Below are 26858 nucleotides of genomic sequence, written 5' to 3' on the forward strand. Positions count from 1 at the left end.
TTCAGTCTCCGAGCTCGTCGATACTGTCGACATAACGCAGGCCCTTTTCCGCGAGCCGCTGGCGCATGTTGTAGATGTCCAGGCCCAGCTCGCCCCTGGCCAGGCGCAACGCTTTCTGCTCTTCCAGATCGGCGCGTGCGCGACTGGCCTCGACCACCTGCGCAACTTCGTCGCGACGCACGATGACCACGCCGTCGTCATCGGCGACCACGACATCGCCGGGGTTGACCAATTGACCGCCGCACACCAGCGGCAGGTTCACCGAACCCAGGGTTTCCTTGATGGTGCCCTGCGCGCTGACGGCGCGGGACCAGACCGGGAAGCCCATCTCGCGCAGGGTGTGGGTGTCACGTACGCCGGCTTCGATCACCAGGGCACGCACGCCGCAGGCCTTGAGCGAAGTGGCGAGCAGGTCGCCGAAGTAACCGTCGGTGCAGGGTGAACTGGGCGCAACCACCAGGATATCGCCAGGGCGGCACTGCTCCACCGCCACATGGAACATCCAGTTATCGCCCGGGGCCACAAGCACCGTAACCGCCGAACCACTGATAGCGGTGCCCCGCTGAATCGGCGTGATCGACGACGCCAGCAGGCCTTTGCGCCCCTGCGCTTCATGAATCGTGGCGACACCGAAGTGCTGCAGTTCATCGACCAGGGCCCGTTCGGCGCGGTCGATGTTGCGCACGACGATGCCGATTTTTCCAATCAACATGCTCATGCCAGGTTCTCCGTCACGCGGGGGAAAATGCTCTGGTAGCCCTCGCCATAAACGATGTCACGGCTGGAGGTGATACCGACGTTGCGCTTGGCCTGCACGCCGCGCTGCAAGGCGACACGGGTGTAGTACTCCCACAGGTGTTCCTGGCCGGCCATGCACTGGATGGCGGCGTACTTTTTGTCCCAGACCGAGGTGATGTCCAGCAACACATCCGGGCGCCATTCGCATTGCTCGCTCTGGTGCGGCTCGAAGCTGTAGACCGGCGGTGCACCGACAATTTTCTCGCCCGGCTTATAGCCTTCGGCCTGGGCGATGATGCGTGCCTCTTGCGTCAGGTTCATCGCCAGCGGGTGATCGTAGTTGTAAGGGTCTTTCAGCGAGTGGCTGAGGACGAACCCGGGCTGGACGCGACGAAACACGTCCGCCAGGCGAAACAGCGTGTCCTTGTCGGCCCGCATCGGGTAATCGCCGATGTCGAAGAACTCGACGCTGGCACCGAGGATGTCCGCAGCGGCCTGGGCCTCTTCACGGCGGGCGCTTTTGACTTTCTCTTCGCTCATCTCACCCTTGCGCCACAGCTTGGCGGACTCACCGCGCTCGCCGAAGGACAGGCAGACGATGTGCACGGCATAACCCTGTTGCGCATGCAGCGCGATGGCACCGCCCGCGCGCCAGACGAAATCGGCAGAGTGGGCGCTGACGACCAGCGCGTTTTTCGGTGAATCGATCATTGCGGATACTCCTGCTGCGTTTCGAACGAGCATCGCACCGCGACCGGTTCCAGGAGTAATGCGTTGAAGTGTTGGAGCCATGCGTTTTATTTATTGCCATCCGAAAATGCCGGCGGCATAGTCCAGTTCGAATGTCCTTTGCAGAGCCCGCGTCCCCCATGGAATCCACCGAACTGCCCAGCCTGATGCACGTCCGCGCCTTCGTCCGGGTAGCCGACCACGGCAGCGTTTCCAAGGCCTCAGTGGCGCTGTTCCGGGCGCAATCGGTGGTCACCCGATCGATCTCCGAACTGGAGGCCCGCCTCGATGTGCCCCTGTTCGAACGCCACGCCAACGGTATGCGCCTGACCGGTTTCGGCGAGCGCTTGCTGCCTCGGGCACGTCGCGTGCTGGCCGAACTGGACAGTGTGCCGCGATTGCTCGATGGCGCGGACAAACGTGCGGTCGAGCCGCTGTACCTGTTCCAGGCCCGGCGCCTGCAAGTGTTCGTCAAACTCTGCGAAACCCGGCATATGCAGACCGTCGCCAGCCTGCTCGGCCTGAGCCAGCCGGCGATCAGTTCGACCATCAAGGTCATGGAAAACGGCTGCGGCCAACCGCTGTTCGAGCGCACCCCTCGAGGGTTGCAGCCAACCCGTGCCAGCCAGGAAATCCTCTTTCCGATCCGTCGGGCACTGAACGAGTTGCGCCATATCGAGATGGACGTCGCCGCCATCCGCGGCACCTTGCAAGGCGTGGTGCATATCGGTGCCCTGCCCTTGGGTCGCACCCGTATATTGCCCGAGGCCATCGTTCGCCTGATGGCCGATCATCCCCAGATCCAGGTGATCACCAACGAAAGTCCATTTGATCTGCTGGCGACCGATCTACGCGCTGGCGATGTCGATTTCATTTTCGGTGCGCTGCGCTCGGACACTTACGCCAGTGACCTGACCGGCGAGGCGCTGCTCACGGAAGACATGGTGGTATTGGCGCGGCGTGATCATCCTCTCTATTCCAGAACGACCTTGCACGATGAACTCGGCGCAGCCCAATGGGTACTGCCGCGCGCCGGCTCGCCAGCCCGGCAGATGCTCGATGAGTGGTTTACCCGATTCGGCATCGCGCCGCCCCGGCCGGTCGTGGAAAGCGGCGACATGGCAATCATTCGCGGGCTGTTGCTGCGCTCGGACATGCTCGCGGCAGTGTCCGCCCATCAACTGGAACAGGAGATCGCTTCAGGCGAGTTGTGCATCCTGCCGCTGGAGCTGAAACAGACCACCCGGGCCATCGGGCTGACTTATCGCAGTGGCTGCCTGCACTCGCCGGTGGCGCACGCCTTGATGGATGTGATTCGCCGAGTGATCGGCAAGCAATAGAATCTTCCACAGGTTTTAAGTACAACGCCAACCCCCTGTAGGAGCGAGCCTGCTCGCGAAAAAAGCCAGGACACCGCGGGGAATCAGATAGCCCGCGTCATCGTTGACGTCCATCGCGAGCAGGCTCGCTCCCACAGAAGAGCAGAGCAAAAGCAGATCGGCGAACACCCGCTCTGCCCTTCACCACTCAACAGGCCGAGCGTTAGCTCGCCTGCAGCTCTTGATCTTGATCCACCCGCCCCCTCGGCAGGCTGAGCGGAGGTGTTCATCCGGGGAATGGCGCGCAGCGCCGTTCGACGCAGTCGAACACATTGCAGGGAGGTGCAGCGAAGCAAACCGTAGGGCAATGCCCCCGGATGGACACCGGAGCGAAGGAACCCCGAGCCTTGGCGAGGGGCCGGACGTTCGGGGCGAGCGTTTTTTTTGCTTACTTTTTTTGAGGCGTTTGTCAAAAAAAGTGAGTCGCCGTAAGGGCGAAACCCTAAGCCGCCGTGACCGCAGAAACGGATATGTACACCGTCAGCAAAAGATAAACTGGCTGTGTGTCTGGCGACGTTTTTTGTGTACATATCCATTTCTGTGGTCGCGGCCACTTAAGGTTCCGCCCTGACGGCGGGTCACTTGGAAAAGCCCCAAGTAACCAAAGGCTCTTGCCCCTGACGTTCGGTGCCTCGCCAAGGCTCGGCATTCCCTCGCTCCGGTCCTGCTCGCGAAAAACGCCGGGACACCGCGGGGAGTCAGACAGCCCACGTCATCGTTGACGTCCATCGCGAGCAAGCTCGCGCCTACAATGTTTGTTCGTCGTACACAGCATTTGAATACCACGCCAATCGCCTGTAGGAGCGAGCCTGCTCGCGAAAAACGCCAGGACACCGCGGGGAGTCAGACAGCCCACGGCATCGTTGACGTCCATCGCGAGCAAGCTCGCGCCTACAATGTTTGTTCGTCGTACACAGCATTTGAATACCACGCCAATCGCCTGTAGGAGCGAGCCTGCTCGCGAAAAACGCCAGGACACCGCGGGGAGTCAGACAGCCCACGGCATCGTTGACGTCCATCGCGAGCAAGCTCGCTCCTACAATGGTTGTTCGTCGTACACAGCATTTGAATACAACGCCAATCGCCTGTAGGAGCGAGCCTGCTCGCGAAAAACGCCAGGACACCGCGGGGATTCAGACAGCCCGCGTTATCGTTGACGTCCATCGCGAGCGAGCTCGCTCCTACAGCAAGCTGAAGGGATAGCTGACGATCAGGCGGTTTTCGTCGAATTCGTTGCTGCTGTAGTCGCGACGAATACTGGAGTTGCGCAGGCGCATATTGAGATTCTTCAACGTACCGCTCTGCACCGTGTAGCCCAGTTCGGACTCGCGCCCCCATTCCTTGCCATCGGTGACGCTGCCAATGTGCACATTGTCGCCGCTGATGTAGCGGTTCATCAGGGTCAGGCCGGGAATACCCAGGGCAGCGAAGTTGTAGTCGTGACGCAGTTGCCAGGATTTCTCCCGGGCGTTGTCGTAGCTGCTGTTGTAGCTGTCGTTGGCCAGTGTTCCACCGCTGGTGCCGTTGACCCGCATCCACGCATCATCCCCGGTGAGCTTTTGCAGACCGACGCAGAAGGTGTTACCGCCATAGCGCGCCGAGAGAAGTGCCGAGAGGGTCCGGTTGTCCAGGTCGCCGGCCCGTGCACTGCCATCCTCGCGGCCCCGGAAGTAACCCAGGTTCGCGCCCAAGGTCCAGGCACCCAATGGCTGACTGTGCACCAGCTGCAGGTATTGCTGCTGGTAGATGTCCTTGAGCTCGGCATTCCACAGGCCGATCAGGGTGCGTTTGTCGTTGAAGCTGTACTCACCGCCGACGAAGTTGAAACGATCGGAAGTGAAGGCGGTTTTGCCCTGCATGAACATGTCTTCCATGCTCGAATCGTTGCGCGGGCTGTTCTGCCGGAACTGGCCGCCATACAGGGTCAAGCCATCGATATCCTGCGAAGTGACCTGGCCGCCACGAAAGGTTTGCGGCAACGAGCGACCGTCGTCGGAACGCAGGATCGGCAGTACCGGCATCCACTCGCCGACCTTCAGTTCGGTTTTCCCCGCTTTCATTTTCCCGGCGACCGCCAGGCGGCCAAAATCATCGGCAGGACGCCCATCGCTATCGAGCGGCAACAGCTGCGTACCACCGGTGCCCCCGCCGCCATCAAGCTTGACCGAATAGAGCCCCAACACATCCACGCCAAATCCCACTGTGCCTTGGGTAAAACCGGAACGGGCATCGAGGATGAAGTTCTGCGTCCACTCTTCGGCTTTCCCCTGCGGATAAGCCGGGTTGGTGAAGTTACGGTTGATGTAGAAGTTACGCAGGTTCAGGTTGGCGCTGGCGTCTTCGATAAAACCTGCGGCCTGCCCTTGCAGGGGTAACGCGCAAGCAACGGCCAGCGAACACGTGATTCGACGATTAACGGTGATTTTCATTGTTATTGTTGTCCGGTTTCTGGGTGAAGAAATGCCCTGCGCCCTTATGTGTCGGGCACAGTGAGATCAAGCGAAAAAGGGCTGATGGCGACCCGGGCAGGGTCGCCGAGAACGGTCGGGGCGCTTGCCCCTGATGATCAGCGCGGTGCTTTGCCCGCCACCGAGTAGAGCACCTGCTGGTTGCGGGTCTTCATGAACTCGTCCAGGCTCTGCCCACGCATCGCCGCGTAGACCTGCAAGTTGGGAATGCCGAGTACCGCCGCGAGCTTTTCCAATACGAAGAAGATCGCCCCGTACTGGATCAATCCGCGCCAGTCACGGCGCCGCAGCAGTTCGCGTTCCTCTTCGCTCAAGCGACCTTCCTCGAACAGCGCGTCCGGGGAATCGAGAAAACGTTGCCGCCATTTCGGCTCGATCATGCGATGCAGGAACTTGTTCAGGCGATAACCCTTGGCACTGCGCTCCAGGGTGAACGGATAGGTCCCTTCCAGTTTCTCTATGCCGGCCAACTGGTGCTGCATATGCTGCAAGTGGCGTGCATTCACATCGGCGGGAACCGGCCGATCCTGATTCTCCAGCAACAGGGTCGCGATGCCGGTCATGGACGGCAGGTAGTAGTCCTGATGCAGGTTTTTCACCGTGGCCGACAAGGCGCCGCGCATGATCAGCCAGGTGATCACCTCAGAACCCTCCATCCCCCCGAGGGTGGCGTACTCGGCATGGGTCATTTCGGTAAGCCGAACCGGGTCGTTGACCAGTAGATCAATGAACTGCTCATCCCACTGCGGGTTATTGAAACCGCACCGCTCGCCATGTACCTGATGAGACACGCCGCCGGTGGCGACAATCGCCACCTTCAGCTCTTCGGGATAGCTCTCTATCGCCCGGCGCAGGGCCTGGCCCAGCTTGTAGCAGCGCAAGGCACTGGGGATCGGGAACTGCAACACGCCGACCTGCAGTGGCACGATTTCCACCGGCCAGCCGGGTTCGCAAGGCAGCAGCGCCGACATCGGCGAGAAGAAGCCGTGGTCCAGCGGCTTGTCGCGGAAGAAACTCATGTCGAACTCGTCAGCCATCAGGCTTTGGCCAATATGTCGCGACAGCGCCGCATGCCCGCCGACCGCAGGCAGCGAACGGGGGTTGCCACCCTCGTCCGCCACCTCGTAACGCTCATCGACCCCGAGGGAGAACGCACCGTAGTGATCGAAGAAGAACGACGTCACATGGTCATTGAAGATGTAGAACAACACATCCGGTTGTTGCTCCTTCAACCACAGCTTGATCGGTTCGAAGCCCTCGAAGATCGGCGCCCAGGCGGCCTCGTTCTGTTTGTCGTGATCAACGGCAAAGCCGATGGTGGGAGTATGGGATACCGCGAGGCCACCGATGATACGTGCCATGATGAGTTCCTTTGTTTGAAGAAGATTATTGCGTCAGCAAGGCCTGGTTGCCCTGGCGCCGTGCATGACCGTTGGCCAGGATCGCCAGGGCGGCGATGAAGGCCGGCGCGCTCAACAGGGCGAAGAACAACGGCAACCCCAACCCGAGGCTGAGCACCGCACCACCAATGAGAGAACCAAAGATAGCGCCGAATCGACCGATGCCCAGCATCCAGCTCACGCCTGTGGCGCGGCAATGGGTCGGGTAGTAACCGGGAGCGAAAGCGTTGAGTCCGGTCTGCGCGCCGCTCATGCAAAAACCTGCCGCGACGACACCGAACGCCAACAGGCTCGACTCCAGACTGAACGCCCCCAACAGCAGGATAAACATGCCGCCCAAGGCATAGGACGTGGCGATGACCCTGTTCGGATTGCGCCGGTCCATGGCCCAGCCGACCGCAATCGCGCCGACCGTACCGCCGATCTGGAACAGGCCGGTGATGGTCGCCGCCCGTTCGATGGACAGGCCGCCTTCGCGCAACAGGGTCGGCATCCAGCCCATGGTCAGGTAGATCACCAGCAGGCCCATGAAGTAGGTCAGCCACAGCGCGACAGTGCCGAACCGCAAGCCCTCGGTGAACAGCATGCGCACCGGCGCTTTATGCTGTGCCTGAGGCTCGGTCATGGTGAATTTCGTGGCGGCCGAAAAGGTGCCACCCAATTTGTTCAGCACGTTGGCGATCTGCGCAGCAGGCGCATTGCGGGCCGCCAGGAAACGCGCGGACTCCGGCAACAGCAACCACAGCAATGGCAGCAACGCCAGTGGCAGGACGCCGCCGACCAACAACACCGATTGCCAGCCGTGCAGGGGAATCAACCAGGCGGCGACCAGACCGCCCAGCCCCGAGCCCATGTTGAATCCGGTGAACATGATGGTGATGAACAGCGAGCGGTTGCGCTCTGGCAGGTATTCGGCCAGCAGCGTGGTGGTGTTCGGCATCGCGGCGCCCAGGGCCACGCCGGTCAACAGCCGCAAGGCCGCGAGTTCGTAGGGGTTGCGGGCGAATGCACAGGCAAGGCTGAGCACGCTGAAACCGGTCACGGCAAACAGCAGCACTTTCTTGCGTCCCAAGCGGTCAGCGTAAGGGCCGGCCGTCAACGCACCAATGGCGAGCCCGACCATGCCCGCGCTCATGACCGGGCCGAATGCGGCTTTTGACAACCCCCACTCCTGAATCAGTGAAGGCGCGATAAACCCCATGACCGCCACGTCGAGGCCATCGAAAAGAACAATGAAGAAACACAGGCTCATGATGAGCCACTGGTACCCGGCAACCGGACGGTTATCGATCCACGCTTTGATGTCGACCGTTTCCTGACTCATGTTTTCACCTTCTTGTTTTTATGGAAGTGCCGAACGGCTTGGGGTTTGGCGCAGGCCGGTGGCCGCCCGACAACCGAACGTTGAGGGTGACTTTAAAGCCACAGGTGCCTGCCCCGCCTCTGGGAAATCCTTAAGCAGGTATCTGTTTTCCTTATTGGGTGACTTGAGGCGTGCTGCTCGGTCGTATGGGAATGCCGATAAGAAAAAGCGATACCTGCTTAATGAGTTCACAGGCGACGCTCGGGAAACGCTTGCCTTAAGGTCGACACCACTGCCTTGACGGCGGTGGCGGTGATAGCCGCACATACTAATAAAACAGGGGGTTTGAACATGGTCACGCGTCTCGATGACAGCGGTTTTTCCCGCCGCTCGCTGCTCAAGAAAAGCTCCGTCGTGCTCACAGCCAGCACCGCGCTAGGCCTGCCGATCCTGAGCCAGGCCGCTTCACTCAATAGCAAGGAAGGCCCCCATCAAATGCCAGGCACCACCATGGATCCCCAGCTCCTGAGCCTGCTGTCACAACCCAAGATCGATTGCCACCATCATGTGATCGACCCCGTCCAATACCCCTATCCCGCTGATTCCACCTACCAGCCGGCAGGGCCCGAGATCGGCCCCGCGGCGTATTACGAACAAGTCATGCAGGCCTATGGCATTCGCCATTCAGTGATCGTGCAGCCGACTTCCGCCTATGGCTACGACAACAGCTGTCTGCTGGACACGCTGGCTCGCAACAAGGGCCGCCATAAGGGTGTCGTCGTGGTGCCGAACGATGTTTCCAGCGAGACGCTCGCGCAGTACAAGGCACAGGGTGTCGTCGGCGTGGCGCTCAATGCCGCACTGCTGGGGCCCGAGCGTTTCCTGAAGGTCGATGCCCTGATGGGACGCCTGGCCGAGCTGGACCTGTTCGCCCAGGTCCAGGTGAAAGACGATCAACTGCTTGCACTGTTGCCCTTGCTGCAGCGTACGCGTCCCCGCGTGCTGATCGACCACTCCGGCCGGCCCGATGCCAGTGCCGGCCTGCAACAACCGGCCTTCCAGGCACTGCTGGCGCTGGCCGGCAACGGCCGCACCTTCGTCAAACTGTCCGGGCTGTCGCAATACTCCAGGCAGAGTTACCCGTATGCCGATGCCCAGCCCTACCAGCTTGCACTTTTGCGGGCGTTCACTGCCGAAAACTGCATGTGGGGCACGGACTGGCCGTTCTTGCGCGCGCGTCAAAACATGGAGTTGGGTACCGTACTGACAAGCTTTGGCGAGATGTTCCCGAATGCCAGTGACCGCCAGCAGATTCTTTGGGAGACGCCAAAGCGCCTGTTCGGCTTTAGCGCCTGATCCAAAGACAAGACTGCCCGCTAGTCCTCAAAACGCCCCGTGGAATCCCGATCGCGCTCGTAGTGTCGTGTGAGCGCAAACGGCGGCAACCAGGCTTCGCGACGCACAACCCAGCTCTCGTAGGTTGGCGTCAGCTGGTCCGGTGCATCCAGCGATCCGAGGTTCACTTCGATCTCGTCTGCGCTGCGGGCGAACACGGAAGAACCGCAGTGCGGACAGAAGTGCCGCCCGGCGTAGTCACGTGTTTCGCCCTCGATCGTCACGGCATCCTGATGAAATATCGCGGAGGCGTGAAACAGCGCCCCATGATGCTTGCGGCAGTCGAGGCAATGACAGACGCCCACCCGGAACGGGCGCCCCGCCGCGACCAGGCGCACCTTGCCGCACAAACAACCGCCGGTGAATCGGTCCATGCCGTGTCTCCTCTGAAACCACAGCGTCAGGTTGATCGATTCCGATCAATCGCACGATTGCCAATTGTAGGTCGATTCGGCGTGCCCCCCAAGGTCGTCAGGCTGCGGATGGTGTACAGGCCGGCACAGCCACCCACAGCCCCTGCGTCTAACAGTTTTTGAGAGTTTTTGATTCGGATTAACGCGCTGCTACAGGCAGCATTCGGCTCGCATTGGCCGGCGTGCAAGCACCTGCTTTGCGTAACCGACTGGCGAGTACCGTGCCGAAACACAAGGCACCCAGACCAATGCCTGGCGCCAGGCCGGAACCCGAATGACAATTTTCATCACTTGAGAACCAAATACATGGGCATGTCGAATAAATGGATTGCGGGTATTGCTTTGAGCTGTATCTTTCAGGTCGGCTGCGTCTCGAAAGTGGCGCAGCAAGAGCAATACTCGGGCTTCCTGGGCAATTACCAGGGCCTGGAGGAGCAAACTACACCGAGTGAGCAGAAAGTATTGCGCTGGGTATCGCCGGGGTTCGACCCTCGCGCCTACTCCACAGTAGTGTTCCGGCAGGTGGAGCTGTACCCGGCACCCAAGCCGACCGCGCGTGTCAGCCTCAAGACCCTGCAAGACTTGCAATTGATGACCAGCGACAGCATCAAGACCGCCTTCGCCCGCCGCTATGCAATCGTCCCTTATCCGCAACTGGCGCCAGCCAATTCGCGATCGCTGATCCTGCAAGCGGCGATCACTCACGTCAGCGCCAATAACGAAGGCATGCACTGGTACGAGGCCGTTCCGATCGGCGCCATTGTCGGGGCAACGCAAGCAGCCACCGGGCATCGGGACCAGACTGCCGAGATGTACATCGAAGCCAACCTGATCGACTCCAAGACCGGTTTGCCAGTCGCGAAGGTCGTTCGCAAGGTGTTCGGCGCGACACTCGACAATGCCGAGCAGCCGGTTGTTGCCAAAGACTTCAAAGTTGCACTCAAAGGCATGACCGACGATATGCAGGCCCTCCTCCTCAAGCATTGACACCCAGGCAAACCCCATCGCAAACGTGGATGTGCCTGCCGTCCACCGGCACTGCAAGGCATGGCAAGCACACCGGCATGGGGTTTCAAAGTGGCGCCACGCCGCTTTTCCCTGCGCCGAACCGTCAGCCGTGCCGACACCTGACGTGAGACTCCATGATGAAAATACTGGTCCATCCCTTAGCGGTCCTGATGGTGATGCTCAGCACCAGCGCCCTGGCGGCGACGGTGGTTCCCCTCAAAGGTCAGACTTCCCAGACCATCCAGCAGGACACCAGTGCCTGCCAATCCCAGGCCAACGCGCAACATCCGGTACAAGGCACCGTGCCTTCCGGTGGCCGGGTAAAAGGCGCCGCAACCGCCGCGGTAGCCGGGGCCACCGCAGCCGAGGTTCGCGGCCGCCAACATGAAATCGTCTATGACCAGATCGACGACGACATCAAACAGGACTATCGCCAGAACCAGGCACGCAGTGCCGCGGCGGCGGGCGCTGTCGTAGGCGCTTCCAGACAACGCCAGGCGCGCCGGCAGAACCTGGAGGCGAGCGAGCAAAGCACCACCGCCAACAACTCGGTCTATAGCAGTTGCCTGCAACAACGTGGTTACGACGTTCTGCCTTGAGCGGCGTCGCGTTGACCTGAAGCGTCAACCGACCTTCCTGACCACGATTCAACGAACCCAACCGAATTGAACCTGAGGACTCCACCCATGCGCCTTGTATGTGCTCCTGTCGTGATGTTCGCTTGCTGGCTGCTGGCCGGCTGTGCAACCTCGCCGAACAATCCGACTTCAACGATGCAAACGGACAAATCGCCCGAGCAGTATGTTGACTGCCTCCTGCCGAAGCTGAAGGACAAAAAGATGAGCCCCCTGGTGTCCGGGAGCGAACGCAGCTACCGGGTTGTCGTTCCGAGCAAAGTGGCCGTAGACACCGTGCTGGAAACCCATAGAGCAGAGGAAGGAGGCAATGTGTATCTCTACGAGCGCCAGTTGCTGGCCTCGACCTTCAAGCCATCGAGCTTCGAACGTACCGCACAGGAATGCCTGTAGCGCCTGCCGGCGACTTGCCGGCCCAAGTGTTTGCACAGCCCGAAAAAAACCCCGCGCCCCTCATGAAAGGACGCGGGGCAAAGGCCGTTGAACGAGAGGTGAGGAACGTTGACGTCACGACAGACGAACCCTGAACGCGATGTGTATCAACGCTCCTCGAGAACCATTTAAAACTGGATCGAGCCAGGCACAAAGCTAATTGGAATCAAAAATAATTTGCAGTTGGACACGCGCACAAAAAACAATCATTGATTTGAATTGTGATAAATCCCGACCCGCTCAGGTAGCGTCCAATGCCCTGTCTGGACAACGAATCCGGTCCATCCAGACCTTGGCCAGGTGTAAATCCACCTGCCCGAGCTTGCAGTTTTCGGATAGCGCAGAGCGTCCATTCCAAGCATCATTCAGGCTGTCCAAATCAACAAACCATGGGTCATCCAGCAATGCTTTTCCTTTGTTTGATTCAACCGATGCCACTCGAGACCTTGGCTGTTGGCCGCACGGCACGCCTCTGATACGAGCCACTCCTGCATTTTGAATGCGACATACTGTGCACCTTCCGCTTGGCCCTCATCTTCGTTCGCCTCCAAGACCAGAATGTACCGAGCCAACTCCGGCCCCTATACTCAGGCCTGTATCGCCTGAACGGAAGTTTTCTATGAGCCACACCTTCAAGTTGAAAAATGGCGCTGTGGCAGTATTCGACCCAGACAGCGCCGTGCTTTGCATTACAACACCCCATGGAGATGTACAGAATTCAACGCTAGGCAGAGCCGAATCACGCTTGCTGGACCTGCTGCTCATGGAGCCAGGTGTCACCAAAAGCCGCGACGAAATCATCGACTACACCTGGAATGACCGCGTGGTTGCCTCCGGTAGTTTGAATCAAACCGTTTTCTCGCTGCGCAATATTCTCAATGACAGTCGGGATCACGAGATTCTGATGACAGTTCCGCGCAGAGGATATTGCTTCAACCGGCACTGTGTAATCGATGCTGCAGCAGATGTACCAGTTGCCGTGGAGGAAACTGCGCAGCCACCCGCTCCCGACGCAGGGCAACTGCCGCCACCGGGTAGTGATGTGCCGCCAACGGCACCCGTTAAAACCGCAAAAGCCATCGGTATTACAAAGGCCCAACTGTTCGCTTACATCGTTACGCTGGCTGTCGTTGCCTTTACTGTTTTTCAGTTCGATTTCGACGCGCCAAAAATTGAAGTGTCCAGCGTCGACAGGAATGGATTGGTCATTCACGCCGTAGGCAATGACCTGGCAGAGGCACAAGCGCTAATGCAACTGTCGGCCAAACAAGCTGAACAGTTACCGCCAAGCCTGAAAGGTCAGGTCTGGATCAACCTGTACAAAACCAACTATTCCGTTTCGTGCATTCGCCCGGATCTAAGCACGGCAAACCTGCAATTGAACAGCAGTGAAAGAGACCTTGCCTTGATGATTCGCCAATGCCTGGAAGTCACCTTATGAAGTTTGAAATCCCGCAATTCGTTCACTGGCCGATTATTGCCCTGATCAATGCGCTGTGCATTTTCTCGTTTTTTTATTCTCCTTCGCACTACATGGAAAACACCAGCTATCAAACAAAAACCCGGCAATGGCTGGAAGATCTCAACCAGCTCAATACCGAAGAATACCTCACCATCGGGCATGGTCGACTGACTGGAACCACGCTGGAAAGCCTGAATGGACAAATCCGCAATGCGACCATTTCGGCGAATATCATCGGAGAAAACAAGACGCACGTGCAGATTCAAGTCAGGAACGTCAAACTCAGCCAGGACAACGAACTGTTTGCCATTGAAAAAACCCCCGACCTGTTCTTCAGACGCCAATACGTCTTGCAGGAAGGCGCCATTCTCAATTACGAGTTGATTCCAACACAGGACAAGAACGCCGTGTGTTTTTACCTGCATGAACTTGGCCGTTTGCGCTGCATGAACCATTGATCGACCTCCCGCACCGACTCAACACCGGCCTGGCGCGGATTCATGTCAATGAATCTAGCGGGCAAAATAACGGTTATTGATTTGAATCAGTTCGCGCCCCCGCAAAAAATCCCTCGCCGATAATCTGTGGAATCGAGCCCGCTTGATTCTCATTCCGGACAATGCCTATACAGGGGAATCAAGTGAAAGCAATGCATTTCCTGCGGACCAGTAAATCGCCGACTTTCGGATTCCTGGCGGTTCTGTTTTTGTCTGCCATGCCACTCTATTCGCAAGCGCACGACGAACACGCCGTCGAAAGCACGACTATTGAATATTATGAAATCGAAACAAGCCCGGATGACAGCGAGAAGCTGTCACACCTGAAAATTCAAACCGAGAATGAATATCACACCGACGAGGAGGACAATGATTTCCCTCTCTCGGCCCCCCCACAAGGTGATACCGGCACCCGTTACGCCAACTCGCGCATCGTGCTCTGAGGCCAACGCCAGCGGTGACTGGCGCCTTCTGACGACCTGACAAATATGAGTTTTTGATTTTGGCAGGCGCAATCCGGGTGTGATTATTTGCAGACCAACCCGTGGCAGGGCTGCAGCTGTAGCGACGTTCTGCCTGAGTAAACTGCTAATAAGGAAATCGCCTCGATGCTACTGAAAAACTTCGTCACCGTGTCGTTTGGTTTATTGCTTTCACTCAAGGCCATGGCCGACGACAAGGGCGTCTACAGTGCAAAGTTGACGTGTGCCGAAACCAACAAGAAGGCTCTTAATGCTGTGAAAACTGGCTATCAGGTAAAAACGGGTTATCGCATTGACGACTTTCATTCATTTTCGGCTGCAGCCATTGACCCGATGAAACCCCAATCGAGAATCTTCAGTGCGCAGGTTGACCCACGCAACATTCAACGCCTGAACGACTCTGCGCCGGACAGCAAGTACGCATTTTCGGCGGAACTGGAACTGATCCGGGGGCTCTGACATCGCTGCACGGACAGTCATTGCCTGACCCTAATCAATCAACAGATGAGCTTTCAATTTCATGAGTATCGCACCGCCCGATGAAATCTTTCATTTGTCCTCTGCCTTGCCAAGCCAACTGAATAGAACGATAGGCAAATGGGAAATGAGCCTTGTTCCGACCGAACAAGAGGCGCACATTCGCCAACATAAGCTCTTTCACAGTCCCGAACTCCAGTGCAGTCGTCTTGAGTTCGACTCATCCATCACCCTGGTCAGCGCTGTCCCGGCCGGATGCGTAACATTCGCCATCTCACAGGCCCCGATTGGTCGACCGGTCGTAAACAATCACAAACTGCGACCCAATGAAGTCATCGTACTGCACAGCAATGAATCGGTGCATTACACCTGCGAACCGAATGAAACACTTTTCACCCTGACCACCACACTGGAGCATTATGACCAATGCCGCCAACGTCACTCGGTCATGGATATACTTGCAAACAGAACAGACCACAGTTTCCAGGCTGAAAATTTTCAATTCATTCGATCTGCCATTCAAGCCATCAGCACTTCCAGTGTCGAGACCAATGACTCGGATTCGCTACTTGTCTCTCTATTGCAGGCATTGACGCCTGCGGGCGGCTTCAGCCGTAAAGTGCCGACAAGAAGAAAGGTGGCGATAGAGGCCATAGAATACATTCATGAAAACACAAAAAAAACGCTCACTATCAAATCACTCGTGAGGCAACTTGAAACCACAACCCGTACTTTGCACTTTGGCTTTATTGAAACGTTCGGGATGTCGCCAATCGCTTATATCAGAAACTTGCGACTCGCCAGTGCCCGTCGCGACCTGATAAATAAAACCTGGCCGACCGTGACAGAAACCGCCATGTTCTGGAACTTTCATCATCTGGGTCGGTTTTCCAGGGCGTATCAGATGGCTTACGGAGAAACTCCGTCAGAAACAGCCAGACGCAGTTCAGCCAGGCCGAGGAACACGACCTCATCCGCTCACAACCGGATCGTTGCCGGGTTTTCATCACAACCCTGCAAATAACGATTAATAATTACGTTTTACCAGGCATGGATACCCACAATTGCTTATTTGCCCGCTCAAGGAGATAAGCATGCAACATCGAATTAATACGCTGCCGCTCAAGCAGAAGATCATCCTGTGCATTACCGTCTACGCCAGCGGCATTCTGTTGGCCTGGGTTATTGACTGGTACTGAAGACGTTTAATCCACGACTACAAGGTGCGCAGTGACACAATAATACCTCGGGGTTTTTCGATGGCTGCCTTATATAAAGCATTACCTGGAAGGCACGCAGTCACTGTATGCCTGATTGCAGCAGTGGGCTGGGCCGCATGGCTCTGTGCCGGGTTACTGGCAGAGCCATTCATTGCACGCAAGTTGAATAACCTCTATGCCGATCTGCGCGCTGCTCAAGTGGAGCCCAATGCGCAGATCGACAAGGTGCTGGGAGCCCTCGGCGGTCTTGATCGTTCGGGCCAGGAATGCTCCGGCGAGCAATTTTCCCGACTGGCCGACCTGGTCAAAAACCTGCGATTCGTTGATCAGGCCGCCATCCAGCTATCGAATGGCAAGATCTGTTCCTCCTACGGACAGGAACTCCCGTCGATACTGACCGATAACGCCAGGCGCAAGTTCTCCGTTGGAAAGCGAACCTATTGGGTCGATAGCAGCCACGCCGTTTCCGCGGACACCGACTTTATCATTGTGTCGGAACAGTCAACCTACGTCTGGGTAAACAAGAAGATCCTGCTCGACAACCTGAAGCTTCCCGAGGACTTGCAACTGGACCTCATCGGCCCCGGCGGCGCTGAGCCCATCGCCTCTACGGGCCCCAGGCCCCTGACGACGCAGAAGCCGTTCCACCTTGAGGAGCTCGTTACCACTGCAGACAAGGTCCTCATTGCCTTTGCCGGCAACCGAAATGAACTGATCGCCGTCATTTCACTGCCGTTGAGCTACCTGACAGTTCTCAAATTCAAATTATTCATTGGCCTTGCGTGCGTATTCGCAGCGCTGCTTTTGCTCGCAAGGTCTATCCGACGGCATTACACCTCCACTGCCGTGCGACTTCGCAACGCCATCAAAGCCAACACGCTGGGTGTCCACTATCAACCTATCGTCAACTTGACCACGGGTTATCTGGTTGGCGCCGAATCGCTTTCACGCTGGAGCGTCAACGGCAAACCTGTGCCCGCGGACGTTTTCATTGCGGTGGCGGAAAAGTCCGACCTGATCCGCCAACTTACCCGTTCGGTGATTCGACAAGTGGCGGAGGATTACAGCACTTATCTTTGGGCGTGCAAGGACTTCTACATTACGGTCAATATTTCCGCCCAGGATATTCAGGACCCGACCTTTCCGGACTTTGTGGCCAGCGTGCTGGCAACCTATTCCATGCCAGCGCACGCCATGACGTTTGAAATCACCGAAAGGACCTTGCTCGACCAGAAGCCGGCGGCCATGCAACTGCGCCGGCTTCGTGCGTGCGGCCATCGCATTGCCGTGGACGACTTCGGTATCGGTTATTCCAACCTCTCGCTCCTGGATTCGGTGCCTTTCGATATTCTGAAAATAGATCGCTCGTTCATCGCCGACGACAAGATCGCGGCCAAGGATGCCATGTGGCGACACATTGCGCAGCTGTCCAGATCACTAAGACTCAAGGTGGTTGCCGAGGGTGTCGAGACTCAGGAGCAACTGCCGCATCTGGTTTCGGAAGGTGTGCTCTTGGCACAAGGCTGGTTGTTCTCCAAGCCGCTGCCTATTCAGGCGTTGGCAAGACGCTACTTTCAATGTCCGGCAAACATCCCGCCCTACGACTCGAAAATATCAATCAATGATTTCTATTAGCGCCTCATGGACCCTCAAATGCACGCCGAACCCTAACACCTGACAAACCTGTACAAGGACTCCACTACAGATGCTACTTCGAAACCTTGGCTTCGCCTCACTGCTATCGCTGCTGTCTTTCCAGGCGCTCGCCGATGACAAGGGTTTATATCTTGGAGCTGGCGTAAGCAGCATCCAGACCGACGAATCCAGACTGGATGACGACGACACCAGCTACAAGGTTTATGCAGGGTACCGCGTCAATAGCTACCTGGCCTTCGAGGGTGCCTACGTCGATCTTGGTCAATTCAAGGACGGGAAAGTCGATTTCGAAGGCAAGTCGGCCCAGGCTGCCGCCCATGTCGGCTTTCCGATAGGCGATCGGTTGCGGGTATACGGCAGCCTCGGCGCTCACGCCTGGGACGCCGACGGCAATGCCACCGACGACGATACCGGGGTTGACCTGACCTACGGTCTCGGCCTGGAGGTCGATGTCTTTCGCAACATCGGCCTGCGCGCTGAATACGAAGTCCTGGAGGTCGGCGAGATCGACCTGAATCAGACCACCGCCTCCGCCTATATTCTGTTTTAACCCCGCTGCAACCGAGCGGCCGTTCCGGTCGCTCCACGCACTCGTCGCCAAGGTGCGAACTCCCCTCCTCTCGCAATCATGATTCCTTGTGCTCCTGTGCGGGTGCCGGGTACCACTTGTCCCTGGGTCCCCATTTCTCTTGCTGCGGATCGCCCAGATAGTGCGGCGACATGATCTGTACGCCGCACAGAGTTGGCTGAAGTTGAGTCGACCGGACAGATAGTCGGCAATGAACATCACTTTCAGGTCCATAGGTTTCAGCTCTCGCCACGGCATGGTCAGATCCTCGGAATCGACCCGTGCCAGTTAAAAACTGTTACCCATGTGCTTGAACTGCTTTGTTACCTATGTGGGTGAGTCATACCCGAGTGTTTTTTTGCTTACTTTTTTTAGGCGCTTGTAAAAAAGTGACTCGCCGTAAGGGCGAAACCGCCGGCCGCCATTACCAAAAAAACGGATATGTACGCAGTCAACAAAGACCGTCGGCTAGCTAACACAGTGATATCTGTACCCGATTCAAGGGTTGACCTGATACCCCTTACCCTGCAAACAACTGGTGTAGGCCGTCGCAGTGTTCGCCTGGGTGGTCTTCGATTGCTCCCGGCGTTCCTGGCGCTGACGTGAAGCACCGACCACGGCGCCGGCCGCCGCCGTCTCCTTGGCGCGGTTCTGGCGATAGTCCTGCTTCCTGCTATCGTCGACGCGATCATAAACCTCGTCGTGCTGATTGCCGCGCACCTGGGCCGCTGTCGCCCCGGCAGCGGCCCCGACCGCAGCGCCCTTGACCCTCCCGCCGGAAGGCGTGGAAGCCGTCGAGGCACCTTGGCTGGCGGCGATGCTGTTGCATTCGTTGATGTCGGCCTGGGTTTGTTGCGAACTCTGCCCTTTCATCGGCACCACCGTTTGCGCCCATCCCGGGGCACTGAAAACCGACAAGGCAAGGCACAGAGTGATGGGTGACAACCTTTTCATGAAGTCCTCCGGATGACCGTGGTTCACACCCAAAGGAGTTTAGATCAGCCCTCGTCAACCACCCGGTTACTGACCGACGGTGAAATCGGTCTCCATCACCAGTCGGCGGTCGACCCAACGCACCGGTACGGCCTCCAGTTGCGCGCCTTTACACGGGCCGTCGATGCAGTGTCCATCGGCAAAACGAAACATTGCGCTGTGATGGGCACACATCAGGACGTTGCCGCGGTAGATACAGAATTGCTGCGGATTGAAGTCCAGCGGCACCGAAAAATGCGGACAGCGGTTGACGTACACCCACACCTGTTCGCCCTGGCGCACCGCCACCAGCCCGGCGGGATGCAACTGACGGTGATGCGGCAGCCCCAACGCCCCGCCGTCGGTAATGTCGTCGAGTTGGCACAAGGTAATGGTGGTCATGGAAAACCGCGCAGTTCCGGGTTGCCCAGGCTCCAGTGCCAGGGGTGAATGTGGATGTTGGCGAACAGGCCCGCCTGCACGTAGGGATCGTCCTGCATGAACGCTTCCACCTCCGGCAGGCTGCCCGCCTCGATGACCAGCAACGTACCATTCATAGCCGTGCCGGCATCATCGAGGATGGGACCACCGAGCCGCACAACCACCCTGTGGTCCCCGGTGGCACGCAAATGCGCCTGGTGACTGGGCCGCAGACGCTGACGCAAAGCCTGCGAGTCCGGATGGTCAGTGGCGAAAACCGCAAAGAACTGGGCCATGATTCACGCTGATTCCATGACAAATTCATAACACGCACGCTTGAACGGCACTTCCATACCTAGCCTGGCAGACACATCGTCGTGTGTGTTCAGGTCTTCATAGATCACCTGCAACGACTGCTTCACCCCAAACACGGCATCGGATTGCAGATACGGATCATCGTGATTGAACAGGTGCGTGACCAGCTTGCGATAACCCGGCACCTCAATCATGAAATGCAGGTGCGCGGGTCGCCACGCATGACGGTTGGCGGCATCGAGCATGCGCCCCACCGGGCCATCGGTCGGTATCGGGTAGGCCACCGGGACAATCGTGCGAATCGCAAAGCAGCCATCCGCATCGGTGCGATAACGCCCGCGCAAGTTGCCGAAAGGCTGTTCGGTGTCCTGTCCGGAATACATGCCGTTTTCGGCGGTCTGCCACACGTCCAGCACCGCACCGGCCAGTGCATTGCCGTGAATATCGACCACGCGTCCGCGCACCAGCGCCGGCTCGCCCGGCGTGAAGGCCATGTTTTCGCCGAACTCGCGCTCGGGCATGCCTTGGATGTAGAACGGCCCGAACACCGTCGTTTCGGTGGCTGTTGCGCTGTGCCGATGGTTGATCGCATCGACCAGCATCGAAATGCCCAGGGTGTCCGACAGCAGAATGAATTCCTGGCGCACCAGGCCATCGCACTTGTGCCCGGTGTCGGTCAGAAAACCAATGCCTTCGAACCACTCCTCTTCGGTCACTTCGACCTCGCTGACGAACGCATGCAGGTGACGCACCAGGCTTTGCATGATCTGTTTATAACGCGCGTTGGGCGCGTCGTTGAAGCTGTTCACTGCCTGTTGGGAGATCAGTGATTCCATGGCTTTGTCTTTATCGGTCATTGTTGTTATTCCGACGAGGATAAGAGTGGCTGGCAGATCAGGCTGGGGCCTGACCTGTCAGGGCACGGTTCAACAACGCCTCAATCGGACCTTGTTCAAACGGCCGTGGGTTGTAGTAAGGACTGGCGCAGGCGATTTGCGCAGCTTGCGCCGGGCCGTTTGCCGGGAAGCCAATGTCCGCCAATGCCAGTGGAATACCCAGTTTCCGGTTCAGTGCGTACAACAAGGCACCGACCTCGCTCGCCTCACTCCCACCCAACGCGCGTGCAGCCCGTTGCAAGGGCCCCGCTGCCGCTTCGCGGTTGTAATGCGCGGCGTGGGGCAAGACGATGGCGTGCGCCTGGGCATGGGGCAAATTGAACGTGCCGCCCAAGGTATGGCAGAGCTTGTGGTGCAAGGCCATGCCGACCGAGCCCAGGCAAATGCCCGCCAGCCACGCACCGTACAGCGCCTGGCTGCGCGCCTCGGGGTCATCGGGATTGCTGACCACACCTGGTAACGCCTGCGCTAGCGAGCGAATCGACTCTTCAGCCATGAAACCGATGATCGGGTTGGCGTCCTGGGCGTACAGGGCCTCGACCGCGTGAGCCATGGCGTTCATGCCCGAACAGGCCGATATCTGCGATGGCAGGGTCAGGGTCAATTGCGGGTCGTAGATCACGGTCCTGGGCAGGACCTTGGGATCCCGCCCGGTTTTCTTCAGGCGGTTTTCGGTCAGCCCGTAGATCGGCGTCATCTCGGAACCGGCGTAGGTAGTCGGCACCGCCACGATCGGCAGGCCGGAATCCATCGCGATCGCCTTGCCCAGGCCGATGGTCGAGCCACCGCCAATGGCCACGCAGCAATCAGCGTCCAGCCGCGCCGCCTCGATGCGCGCCGCCTGCGCCACTTCCAGCGGAACGTGCATCACGGCTTTGGGATAGACCCCGGCCGCACGATCACCGAGCAACGCGGCGACCTGCTCGCCGAGCCCGTGTTGTTCCGGCGTCGTCAGGATCAGCGCGCGGCGGGCGCCCAAGCGCTCGATTTCTTCCGCCAGCGCCGAGAGCTTGCCCCAGCCGAACACCACGCGGGTCGGCAGGCTTTGGTATACGAATGGATTCATGGCAGGCCTCAGCGTTTGTAGTACGGCGGGATGTTGGCGTCGACATTGACCCAGACCGAACGGGCTTCGGTGTAATCGTGGATCGCTTCAAAACCCATTTCCCGACCGTAACCGGATTGGCCGACACCGCCAAACGGACTGCCCGGATTGACCCGTTTGTAGCAGTTGATCCAGCACATGCCGGCGTGAATCGCGTCGGCGATTTTGTGTGCGCGGCTCAGGTTCTGCGTCCACAGGCCGCTGCCCAGTCCGTATTCGGAGTCGTTGGCGATGGCCAGGGCTTCTTCATCGGTGCTGAAACGCACCACGGTCACGAACGGGCCGAAGACTTCCTCCTGGCAAACGCGGTCACCGGGCTTGGCCTCGACCACCGTCGGCTCGACATAAAATCCATTGGCCAACGCCTTGTCGTCCGGTGCCTTGCCGCCGGCCAGGACCTTGCCCCCCTGCTCGATGGCAATGTCGATGTATGCCAGCACACGGTCGCGGTGCAGCGCCGAGGTCAGCGGGCCCATTTCAGTTGCCGGGTCCAACGGATCGCCCAGGCGGATGGACTTGGCCAGGGCGATAAAACGCTCCAGGAACCGGTCGGCGATGTCTTTGTGCAGGATCAGTCGCGAGCCTGCGATGCAGGCCTGGCCCTGGTTGTGAAAGATCGCCCAGGCCGCGCCGTTGACCGCCGCTTCCAGGTTGGCGTCCTCGAACACGATATTGGCGCCCTTGCCGCCCAGTTCCAGCTGGATGCGCTTGAGGTTGCTTTGGGAAGCTTCGACGATACGACGCCCGGTGGCGGTCGAACCGGTAAAGGCAATCTTGCCCACATCGAGGTGTTCGGCCAGCGCTTGTCCGGCGGTATGGCCGTAGCCCGGCACCACGTTGACCACGCCCTTGGGGAAGCCGACTTCCGTCATCAGCTCGACAATGCGCAAGGTCGACAACGGGGTGATTTCCGAAGGCTTGATCACGATGGTGTTACCCGCCGCCAGCGCCGGGCCCATTTTCCAGCTGGTGAACATCAACGGGAAGTTCCACGGCACGATCTGCCCCACCACGCCAATCGGCTTGCGTTGCACATAGTTGAGGAACCCCACTTCCACCGGAATCACCGAGCCTTCGATCTTGTCGGCCATGCCGCCGAAATAACGAAAGCACGCCGCTGTGCGCGGCACGTCGAGGCCGCGGGAGTCACGGAGCGGGTGCCCGGTATTGAGGGATTCGAGCTGCGCCAGTTCCTCGCTGCATTCTTCGATCCGGTCCGCCAGTTTGAGCAACAGGCGCCCGCGCTCTGCGGCCCCCAGGGCCGACCAGGCCGGGAAGGCACGCTTGGCGGCGGCAACGGCCAGGTCGATGTCGGCGGCTTCGGCGGCGGCGATGCGGGTGATCAACGAACCGTCGTGGGGCGACACCACATCAATGGTGGCGCCAGCGACGGCGTCCACGAAGCGGCCATCGATATAGAGCTGATTTTGCATAATGGTTTCCTCGCACCGCGCGGCTGGCGCAGTGTTTGCTGAAGTGATTCCTGAGCGCGTTGCCCGGCGCGAGGCCGCGCCGGACACGAAATCCTAGAACTCGATCGGATACGGCTTGAGTTCACCGCTTTCGTAGCGCTGCGGCAGGTTCGGCGTGGCGTTTTCCCAGACCATCAGCATCGAGCGTTTGGTCGAGTAGCCCTGGTGACGGATGTCCGCGGGCATCGCGCAGATGTCGCCGGCACGCATGGTGATGCGCGCGCGGGGATTGCCGTCGTCCTTGTCGCCGACGTCCCAGATGATTTCGTCGGACATTTGCAAGAACCACTCGATACGGTCGTTGCCGTGGAACACCGGCAGGATGAATTCCTCGGTAGTCGGGCAGAACAGGCTGGCCTTGCACACCGAGGTCACCGACGGGTTCCAGGTCACGTCGGAGCGCGACAGGTACTTGAACAGGTTGAAGGCATGCAGTTCGCCTTCGAAGCCTTCGGCGGCATGAACTTCCGGTTCGTCCTGCGGCACGTCGATGAACTGGCGGTTGACCGGCAGGTCGTCGCGCAGCGGCGAGTCACCCTTCAGGCCCGGCATGCGTTTGGTGGCGATGCGGGAGCGCTCGATGGCTTCGATGTTGTCGCCGTTCTTGCGGCCGAATGCGCTGCCGGTTTCTTCCGGTGCGGCAAAGGGGTCGAAGGTGGCATTGGTCCAGTCCCGCAGGATGGCCTTGAAGGTGGCCATGATCAGCGGTGTTTCGAAGTTTTCGGTGTAATTGACCCCGGCCGCCTTGAGCGTGCCGTTGAAGGTGCCGGCGTACAGGTCGACCTTGCCGTAGTAGTTGCGGGTGCCGATGACGTGGTCAAAGTTGACCCAGCCATAGAAAAAGCCCCAGGCGACATCGCGCATCATGGCGCGCAGGAAGGCGTCGACCGGGATCAGGTGCGAGCGGGTCTGGCCTTTGGCCGGCCAGGTGATGCGGGCGAAATACTCGTCGCGCGACAGTTCGAAGGCGCCGAGTTTGAATGAGCGGTAGCCAGTGATGGCGTGGGGGGCGCTGGCCTGGATTTCATCGTCGGCAAAGTGGGCGGTTTCGGCAGCGGTTTCAAGCATGGCCATGGCGGGATTCCTCTTGTTGTTGTGGGTGGGCGGTCGGGCTGGGCAGATCACTTGAAGCAGATGTCTGCCCACTTCTCGACCGACAACGGGCCTTTGATGGTCTGCTGCAGGATCACACCCGGGCGGCTAGCCTCGAAGCGATAGGCGCTGCCGACCGGCAACAGGCATTGATGGCCGCGCTTGAGCAGGACGTAGCCCATCGGTTTGCCCGCCGGCACTTCACCGGCCAGGTGAGTGCCCTCGCCGGCCTTCAATGGCGCATCGAGCTTGAGGAAGTCCACGCGCACTTCACCGTCCATGACGATGGCGAACTCGTCGTGTGCTGCGGTGTACCAGGGCGACTGACCTTCGGCGCGCAGGGTTTCCACGACGTAGCCGAGGTTGTAACCGACCACGACCTTTTCGTAAGGGCTGGAAAGATCGGCCACTTCGAAAATGTTGGAAAAGGCGTAGTGACTGGCCTGGCCGCTGATGATTTCAACCGACCCTTTGGTGTAGTTGTCCAGCGAGCCGAAGACCGTTTCGATTGCAGCGCTACTCATGGTTTTCACCGTTTTGTTGTTGTAGTAACAGTGAGCCAACAGTACGTCCGAGTCCTGGCGGGGACAATTAGAGAGCTGGCGACAACAGTGTTTGCGAAACGCAAACACTGGCGTCACCTCACTCCCTGTAGGAGCGAGCCTGCTCCGGGCGGCGTTCCGACGATGGTCGTCAACGTTAACGCGGGCTGTCTGAATGATCGCGTTGTTCAGACGTTTTTCGCGAGCAAGCTCGCTCCTACAGGGGGAACGCGTTCAATTGTGGTCAGGTCGGCTGTCAGGCCGCCTCGCTTTGGCTTTGGCTTTTGATCTTCTTGCCCCCTCGAGAGGCCGAACGTCAGGGGCAAGAGCCCTTTGGTTACTTTGGGGCTTTTCCAAAGTGACCCGCCGTCAGGGCGGAACCATAAGCCGCCGTTACCGCAAAAACGGATATGTACACAAAAAACCGTCGCCANTCTTGCCCCCTCGAGAGGCCGAACGTCAGGGGCAAGAGCCCTTTGGTTACTTTGGGGCTTTTCCAAAGTGACCCGCCGTCAGGGCGGAACCATAAGCCGCCGTTACCGCAAAAACGGATATGTACACAAAAAACCGTCGCCAGACACAAAGCCTTCGCAAGCAGGCTCGCTCCTGCAAGGTTGGGGTGTATTCAGGCTCAGCGAACCCAGCCACGCTCCAGCAAGGGCTTGTCCCAACACGGCTCTTCACCGAAGTTGTCCACCAGAAAGTCGATCAACGTACGGACTTTCAAGGCCCGGCGCTGGGTGGCGGGATACACCGCGGAAAAGTTGAAAGAGGACAAGGCATATTCCGGCAACACCGGAATCAATCGGCCGCTGAGCAGGTCATCGCTGGCCACCAGGGTCGGCAGGCAGACAATGCACACTCCGGTCTGCGCGTAATCTCGCAGTAAATGCACCGAGTTCGAACGCACCTGACCCGGCAGGCTCAGCTCCACTTGCTCGTCCTCACGGGTGAAGATCCAGCGGTTGCGCGACGGATAACCTTCATACAAGGCGATCTTGTGCTGCAGCAACTCCTGGGGATGGGTCGGTACACCGAACTCGTCAGCGTAATCGGGCGACATGCAGAACAATCGGCGCACGCTGAACAGCTTGCGCTCGATCAGGGTTTCGGCCATGGGCGGGAACATCTGGAACGCCACATCGAAGCCTTCTTCGATGGGGTCCACCACGCGGTCATTAACGATCACGTCGACCTCGATGTCCGGATACAGTCGGGTGAACTCGGCCAGCATGCGGCCAAAGTGACCGATGGCAAACCCCGGCAACATCTGCACCCGCAGCTTGCCGGTGGGTTTGGCCCGCAGCTCGCGCATGTGCTCGGTCAGCGAGTTGAAGCCCGCGACCATGTCTGCGCATTCCTTGTAGTAGGTCTCACCCACTTCGGACAGCCGCACATGCCGGGTGCTGCGATGAAACAGCGGCGCGTTGATGAACTGTTCCAGTTGCTGGATACGGTGGGTGATCACCGAGCGGGTCACGCCCAGTTGCTGGGCCGCCTTGGCGAAATTGCCGGTTTCGGCAACCCGCACAAAGGCTTCGACACTGAGTAAACGATCCATGGGCAGGTTCTCTGGAGGCTTTTGTTCTTATATGAACAACGAGGTTAGTCGGTTGGCACCTCGCACTCCACAGACCGGGAGAAAACCTGACACCGCGCTCATGCTCAACTCTGTAGGAGCGAGCTTGCTGGCGATGGACTCAAGAGCGCCGCGTTTCGTCAGTAGTCACGCGCAATCGTTGACGACCATCGCGAGCAAGCTGAACTGGTCAAGTAATCCCA

Annotated in this window: 27 protein-coding genes; 12 read left to right on the forward strand and 15 right to left on the reverse strand. The window is 58.8% G+C overall.

All coding sequences use genetic code 11. The features are described 5' to 3' along the window. Position 1 precedes the first annotated feature (1 nt). Together ACLD1X_RS24175 and galB are read right to left on the reverse strand one after the other, a co-directional pair. On the reverse strand, positions 2-718 hold the full coding sequence (locus ACLD1X_RS24175) for a 4-carboxy-4-hydroxy-2-oxoadipate aldolase/oxaloacetate decarboxylase (RefSeq protein WP_429371981.1): 717 nt from the start codon (positions 716-718) through the stop codon (positions 2-4). Beyond that, entirely contained in the window at positions 715-1449 is a 735-nt protein-coding gene (gene galB, locus ACLD1X_RS24180; RefSeq protein ID WP_429371983.1) for a 4-oxalmesaconate hydratase, read from the reverse strand. Before galB ends, ACLD1X_RS24175 begins: the two co-directional genes overlap by 4 nt. A 158-nt stretch (positions 1450-1607) precedes the next feature. Here galB and ACLD1X_RS24185 point away from each other — a divergent pair, with 158 nt between their 5' ends. Next, on the forward strand, positions 1608-2807 hold the full coding sequence (locus tag ACLD1X_RS24185) for a LysR family transcriptional regulator (RefSeq protein ID WP_429371985.1): 1200 nt from the start codon (positions 1608-1610) through the stop codon (positions 2805-2807). Between the two features lie 1220 nt (positions 2808-4027). Here ACLD1X_RS24185 and ACLD1X_RS24190 read toward each other — a convergent pair. The 3 genes from ACLD1X_RS24190 to ACLD1X_RS24200 all read right to left on the reverse strand — a co-directional run bounded on the left by ACLD1X_RS24190 (position 4028) and on the right by ACLD1X_RS24200 (position 8038). Next, positions 4028-5275: an OprD family porin gene (locus ACLD1X_RS24190; RefSeq protein ID WP_429371987.1), complete on the reverse strand. Its 1248-nt coding sequence runs from the start codon at positions 5273-5275 to the stop codon at positions 4028-4030. A 137-nt stretch (positions 5276-5412) separates the two neighbouring features. Continuing rightward, complete coding sequence (locus ACLD1X_RS24195) at positions 5413-6675, reverse strand: gallate dioxygenase (protein ID WP_429371989.1); 1263 nt, start codon at positions 6673-6675, stop codon at positions 5413-5415. 25 nt (positions 6676-6700) lie between these two features. Further along, positions 6701-8038 carry an MFS transporter gene (locus ACLD1X_RS24200; protein WP_429371991.1) on the reverse strand — a complete coding sequence of 446 codons (1338 nt, stop codon included), beginning with the start codon at positions 8036-8038 and terminating at the stop codon, positions 6701-6703. A 330-nt stretch (positions 8039-8368) separates the two neighbouring features. Here ACLD1X_RS24200 and ACLD1X_RS24205 point away from each other — a divergent pair, with 330 nt between their 5' ends. Continuing rightward, complete coding sequence (locus tag ACLD1X_RS24205; protein WP_429371993.1) at positions 8369-9373, forward strand: amidohydrolase family protein; 1005 nt, start codon at positions 8369-8371, stop codon at positions 9371-9373. A 20-nt stretch (positions 9374-9393) separates the two neighbouring features. Here ACLD1X_RS24205 and ACLD1X_RS24210 read toward each other — a convergent pair whose 3' ends face one another. After that, on the reverse strand, positions 9394-9786 hold the full coding sequence (locus ACLD1X_RS24210) for a GFA family protein (protein WP_429371995.1): 393 nt from the start codon (positions 9784-9786) through the stop codon (positions 9394-9396). A gap of 345 nt (positions 9787-10131) precedes the next feature. On the opposite strand from ACLD1X_RS24210, the gene ACLD1X_RS24215 reads away from it, so the two are divergent. From ACLD1X_RS24215 to ACLD1X_RS24260, 10 genes are all read left to right on the forward strand, one after another. After that, positions 10132-10812, forward strand: a complete 681-nt coding sequence (locus tag ACLD1X_RS24215; protein ID WP_429371997.1) for a DUF3313 domain-containing protein — start codon at positions 10132-10134, stop codon at positions 10810-10812. A 158-nt stretch (positions 10813-10970) separates the two neighbouring features. Continuing rightward, on the forward strand, positions 10971-11432 hold the full coding sequence (locus ACLD1X_RS24220; protein ID WP_429372040.1) for a hypothetical protein: 462 nt from the start codon (positions 10971-10973) through the stop codon (positions 11430-11432). Between the two features lie 87 nt (positions 11433-11519). Beyond that, on the forward strand, positions 11520-11861 hold the full coding sequence (locus ACLD1X_RS24225; RefSeq protein ID WP_429371999.1) for a hypothetical protein: 342 nt from the start codon (positions 11520-11522) through the stop codon (positions 11859-11861). Positions 11862-12519: 658 nt separating this feature from the next. After that, complete coding sequence (locus ACLD1X_RS24230) at positions 12520-13341, forward strand: winged helix-turn-helix domain-containing protein (protein WP_429372001.1); 822 nt, start codon at positions 12520-12522, stop codon at positions 13339-13341. Next, positions 13338-13820: a hypothetical protein gene (locus tag ACLD1X_RS24235; RefSeq protein ID WP_429372003.1), complete on the forward strand. Its 483-nt coding sequence runs from the start codon at positions 13338-13340 to the stop codon at positions 13818-13820. Before ACLD1X_RS24230 ends, ACLD1X_RS24235 begins: the two co-directional genes overlap by 4 nt. A gap of 191 nt (positions 13821-14011) precedes the next feature. Beyond that, positions 14012-14302 carry a hypothetical protein gene (locus tag ACLD1X_RS24240; protein WP_429372042.1) on the forward strand — a complete coding sequence of 97 codons (291 nt, stop codon included), beginning with the start codon at positions 14012-14014 and terminating at the stop codon, positions 14300-14302. A 165-nt stretch (positions 14303-14467) separates the two neighbouring features. Beyond that, the gene (locus ACLD1X_RS24245) at positions 14468-14800 is read left to right on the forward strand and encodes a hypothetical protein (RefSeq protein WP_429372005.1); all 333 of its coding nucleotides are present in this window, start codon (positions 14468-14470) and stop codon (positions 14798-14800) included. Positions 14801-14861: 61 nt separating this feature from the next. After that, the gene (locus ACLD1X_RS24250) at positions 14862-15842 is read left to right on the forward strand and encodes a helix-turn-helix domain-containing protein (protein ID WP_429372007.1); all 981 of its coding nucleotides are present in this window, start codon (positions 14862-14864) and stop codon (positions 15840-15842) included. A gap of 235 nt (positions 15843-16077) precedes the next feature. Then, complete coding sequence (locus ACLD1X_RS24255) at positions 16078-17673, forward strand: EAL domain-containing protein (RefSeq protein ID WP_429372009.1); 1596 nt, start codon at positions 16078-16080, stop codon at positions 17671-17673. Between the two features lie 70 nt (positions 17674-17743). Further along, entirely contained in the window at positions 17744-18244 is a 501-nt protein-coding gene (locus tag ACLD1X_RS24260; protein ID WP_429372011.1) for an outer membrane beta-barrel protein, read from the forward strand. A 516-nt stretch (positions 18245-18760) separates the two neighbouring features. On the opposite strand, the gene ACLD1X_RS24265 is transcribed toward ACLD1X_RS24260, so the two are convergent. The 9 genes from ACLD1X_RS24265 to ACLD1X_RS24305 form a co-directional block, all read right to left on the reverse strand. Continuing rightward, complete coding sequence (locus tag ACLD1X_RS24265) at positions 18761-19216, reverse strand: hypothetical protein (RefSeq protein WP_429372013.1); 456 nt, start codon at positions 19214-19216, stop codon at positions 18761-18763. Positions 19217-19282: 66 nt separating this feature from the next. After that, a complete protein-coding gene (locus ACLD1X_RS24270) occupies positions 19283-19636 on the reverse strand; it encodes a Rieske (2Fe-2S) protein (protein WP_429372015.1) in 354 nt (117 codons plus the stop codon). Next, complete coding sequence (locus tag ACLD1X_RS24275; RefSeq protein WP_429372017.1) at positions 19633-19950, reverse strand: YciI family protein; 318 nt, start codon at positions 19948-19950, stop codon at positions 19633-19635. The genes ACLD1X_RS24270 and ACLD1X_RS24275 overlap by 4 nt, the downstream gene beginning before the upstream one ends. Positions 19951-19953: 3 nt before the next feature. Then, positions 19954-20826 carry a dioxygenase gene (locus ACLD1X_RS24280; protein ID WP_429372019.1) on the reverse strand — a complete coding sequence of 291 codons (873 nt, stop codon included), beginning with the start codon at positions 20824-20826 and terminating at the stop codon, positions 19954-19956. A 37-nt stretch (positions 20827-20863) separates the two neighbouring features. Further along, positions 20864-21931, reverse strand: a complete 1068-nt coding sequence (locus ACLD1X_RS24285) for a maleylacetate reductase (RefSeq protein WP_429372021.1) — start codon at positions 21929-21931, stop codon at positions 20864-20866. Positions 21932-21939: 8 nt separating this feature from the next. Further along, positions 21940-23403 carry an aldehyde dehydrogenase family protein gene (locus ACLD1X_RS24290; RefSeq protein WP_429372023.1) on the reverse strand — a complete coding sequence of 488 codons (1464 nt, stop codon included), beginning with the start codon at positions 23401-23403 and terminating at the stop codon, positions 21940-21942. Positions 23404-23496: 93 nt separating this feature from the next. Next, the gene (locus ACLD1X_RS24295) at positions 23497-24516 is read right to left on the reverse strand and encodes a hydroxyquinol 1,2-dioxygenase (RefSeq protein WP_429372025.1); all 1020 of its coding nucleotides are present in this window, start codon (positions 24514-24516) and stop codon (positions 23497-23499) included. 47 nt (positions 24517-24563) lie between these two features. After that, positions 24564-25058, reverse strand: a complete 495-nt coding sequence (locus ACLD1X_RS24300) for a hydroxyquinol 1,2-dioxygenase (RefSeq protein WP_429372027.1) — start codon at positions 25056-25058, stop codon at positions 24564-24566. A gap of 649 nt (positions 25059-25707) precedes the next feature. Further along, the gene (locus ACLD1X_RS24305) at positions 25708-26637 is read right to left on the reverse strand and encodes a LysR substrate-binding domain-containing protein (RefSeq protein WP_429372029.1); all 930 of its coding nucleotides are present in this window, start codon (positions 26635-26637) and stop codon (positions 25708-25710) included. Positions 26638-26858: the final 221 nt, after the last annotated feature.

Source organism: Pseudomonas sp. 18173, assembly GCF_050432945.1.
In the GTDB taxonomy this organism is placed as follows: domain Bacteria; phylum Pseudomonadota; class Gammaproteobacteria; order Pseudomonadales; family Pseudomonadaceae; genus Aquipseudomonas.

Excerpts from the sequence above, each read along its gene's own strand:
- ACLD1X_RS24175 (WP_429371981.1), bottom strand. The coding sequence starts at position 718 with ATGAGCATGTTGATTGGAAAAATCGGCATCGTCGTGCGCAACATCGAC.
- galB (WP_429371983.1), bottom strand. The coding sequence starts at position 1,449 with ATGATCGATTCACCGAAAAACGCGCTGGTCGTCAGCGCCCACTCTGCC.
- ACLD1X_RS24185 (WP_429371985.1), top strand. The coding sequence starts at position 1,608 with ATGGAATCCACCGAACTGCCCAGCCTGATGCACGTCCGCGCCTTCGTC.
- ACLD1X_RS24190 (WP_429371987.1), bottom strand. The coding sequence starts at position 5,275 with ATGAAAATCACCGTTAATCGTCGAATCACGTGTTCGCTGGCCGTTGCT.
- ACLD1X_RS24195 (WP_429371989.1), bottom strand. The coding sequence starts at position 6,675 with ATGGCACGTATCATCGGTGGCCTCGCGGTATCCCATACTCCCACCATC.
- ACLD1X_RS24200 (WP_429371991.1), bottom strand. The coding sequence starts at position 8,038 with ATGAGTCAGGAAACGGTCGACATCAAAGCGTGGATCGATAACCGTCCG.
- ACLD1X_RS24205 (WP_429371993.1), top strand. The coding sequence starts at position 8,369 with ATGGTCACGCGTCTCGATGACAGCGGTTTTTCCCGCCGCTCGCTGCTC.
- ACLD1X_RS24210 (WP_429371995.1), bottom strand. The coding sequence starts at position 9,786 with ATGGACCGATTCACCGGCGGTTGTTTGTGCGGCAAGGTGCGCCTGGTC.
- ACLD1X_RS24215 (WP_429371997.1), top strand. The coding sequence starts at position 10,132 with ATGGGCATGTCGAATAAATGGATTGCGGGTATTGCTTTGAGCTGTATC.
- ACLD1X_RS24220 (WP_429372040.1), top strand. The coding sequence starts at position 10,971 with ATGAAAATACTGGTCCATCCCTTAGCGGTCCTGATGGTGATGCTCAGC.
- ACLD1X_RS24225 (WP_429371999.1), top strand. The coding sequence starts at position 11,520 with ATGCGCCTTGTATGTGCTCCTGTCGTGATGTTCGCTTGCTGGCTGCTG.
- ACLD1X_RS24230 (WP_429372001.1), top strand. The coding sequence starts at position 12,520 with ATGAGCCACACCTTCAAGTTGAAAAATGGCGCTGTGGCAGTATTCGAC.
- ACLD1X_RS24235 (WP_429372003.1), top strand. The coding sequence starts at position 13,338 with ATGAAGTTTGAAATCCCGCAATTCGTTCACTGGCCGATTATTGCCCTG.
- ACLD1X_RS24240 (WP_429372042.1), top strand. The coding sequence starts at position 14,012 with ATGCATTTCCTGCGGACCAGTAAATCGCCGACTTTCGGATTCCTGGCG.
- ACLD1X_RS24245 (WP_429372005.1), top strand. The coding sequence starts at position 14,468 with ATGCTACTGAAAAACTTCGTCACCGTGTCGTTTGGTTTATTGCTTTCA.
- ACLD1X_RS24250 (WP_429372007.1), top strand. The coding sequence starts at position 14,862 with ATGAGTATCGCACCGCCCGATGAAATCTTTCATTTGTCCTCTGCCTTG.
- ACLD1X_RS24255 (WP_429372009.1), top strand. The coding sequence starts at position 16,078 with ATGGCTGCCTTATATAAAGCATTACCTGGAAGGCACGCAGTCACTGTA.
- ACLD1X_RS24260 (WP_429372011.1), top strand. The coding sequence starts at position 17,744 with ATGCTACTTCGAAACCTTGGCTTCGCCTCACTGCTATCGCTGCTGTCT.
- ACLD1X_RS24265 (WP_429372013.1), bottom strand. The coding sequence starts at position 19,216 with ATGAAAAGGTTGTCACCCATCACTCTGTGCCTTGCCTTGTCGGTTTTC.
- ACLD1X_RS24270 (WP_429372015.1), bottom strand. The coding sequence starts at position 19,636 with ATGACCACCATTACCTTGTGCCAACTCGACGACATTACCGACGGCGGG.
- ACLD1X_RS24275 (WP_429372017.1), bottom strand. The coding sequence starts at position 19,950 with ATGGCCCAGTTCTTTGCGGTTTTCGCCACTGACCATCCGGACTCGCAG.
- ACLD1X_RS24280 (WP_429372019.1), bottom strand. The coding sequence starts at position 20,826 with ATGACCGATAAAGACAAAGCCATGGAATCACTGATCTCCCAACAGGCA.
- ACLD1X_RS24285 (WP_429372021.1), bottom strand. The coding sequence starts at position 21,931 with ATGAATCCATTCGTATACCAAAGCCTGCCGACCCGCGTGGTGTTCGGC.
- ACLD1X_RS24290 (WP_429372023.1), bottom strand. The coding sequence starts at position 23,403 with ATGCAAAATCAGCTCTATATCGATGGCCGCTTCGTGGACGCCGTCGCT.
- ACLD1X_RS24295 (WP_429372025.1), bottom strand. The coding sequence starts at position 24,516 with ATGGCCATGCTTGAAACCGCTGCCGAAACCGCCCACTTTGCCGACGAT.
- ACLD1X_RS24300 (WP_429372027.1), bottom strand. The coding sequence starts at position 25,058 with ATGAGTAGCGCTGCAATCGAAACGGTCTTCGGCTCGCTGGACAACTAC.
- ACLD1X_RS24305 (WP_429372029.1), bottom strand. The coding sequence starts at position 26,637 with ATGGATCGTTTACTCAGTGTCGAAGCCTTTGTGCGGGTTGCCGAAACC.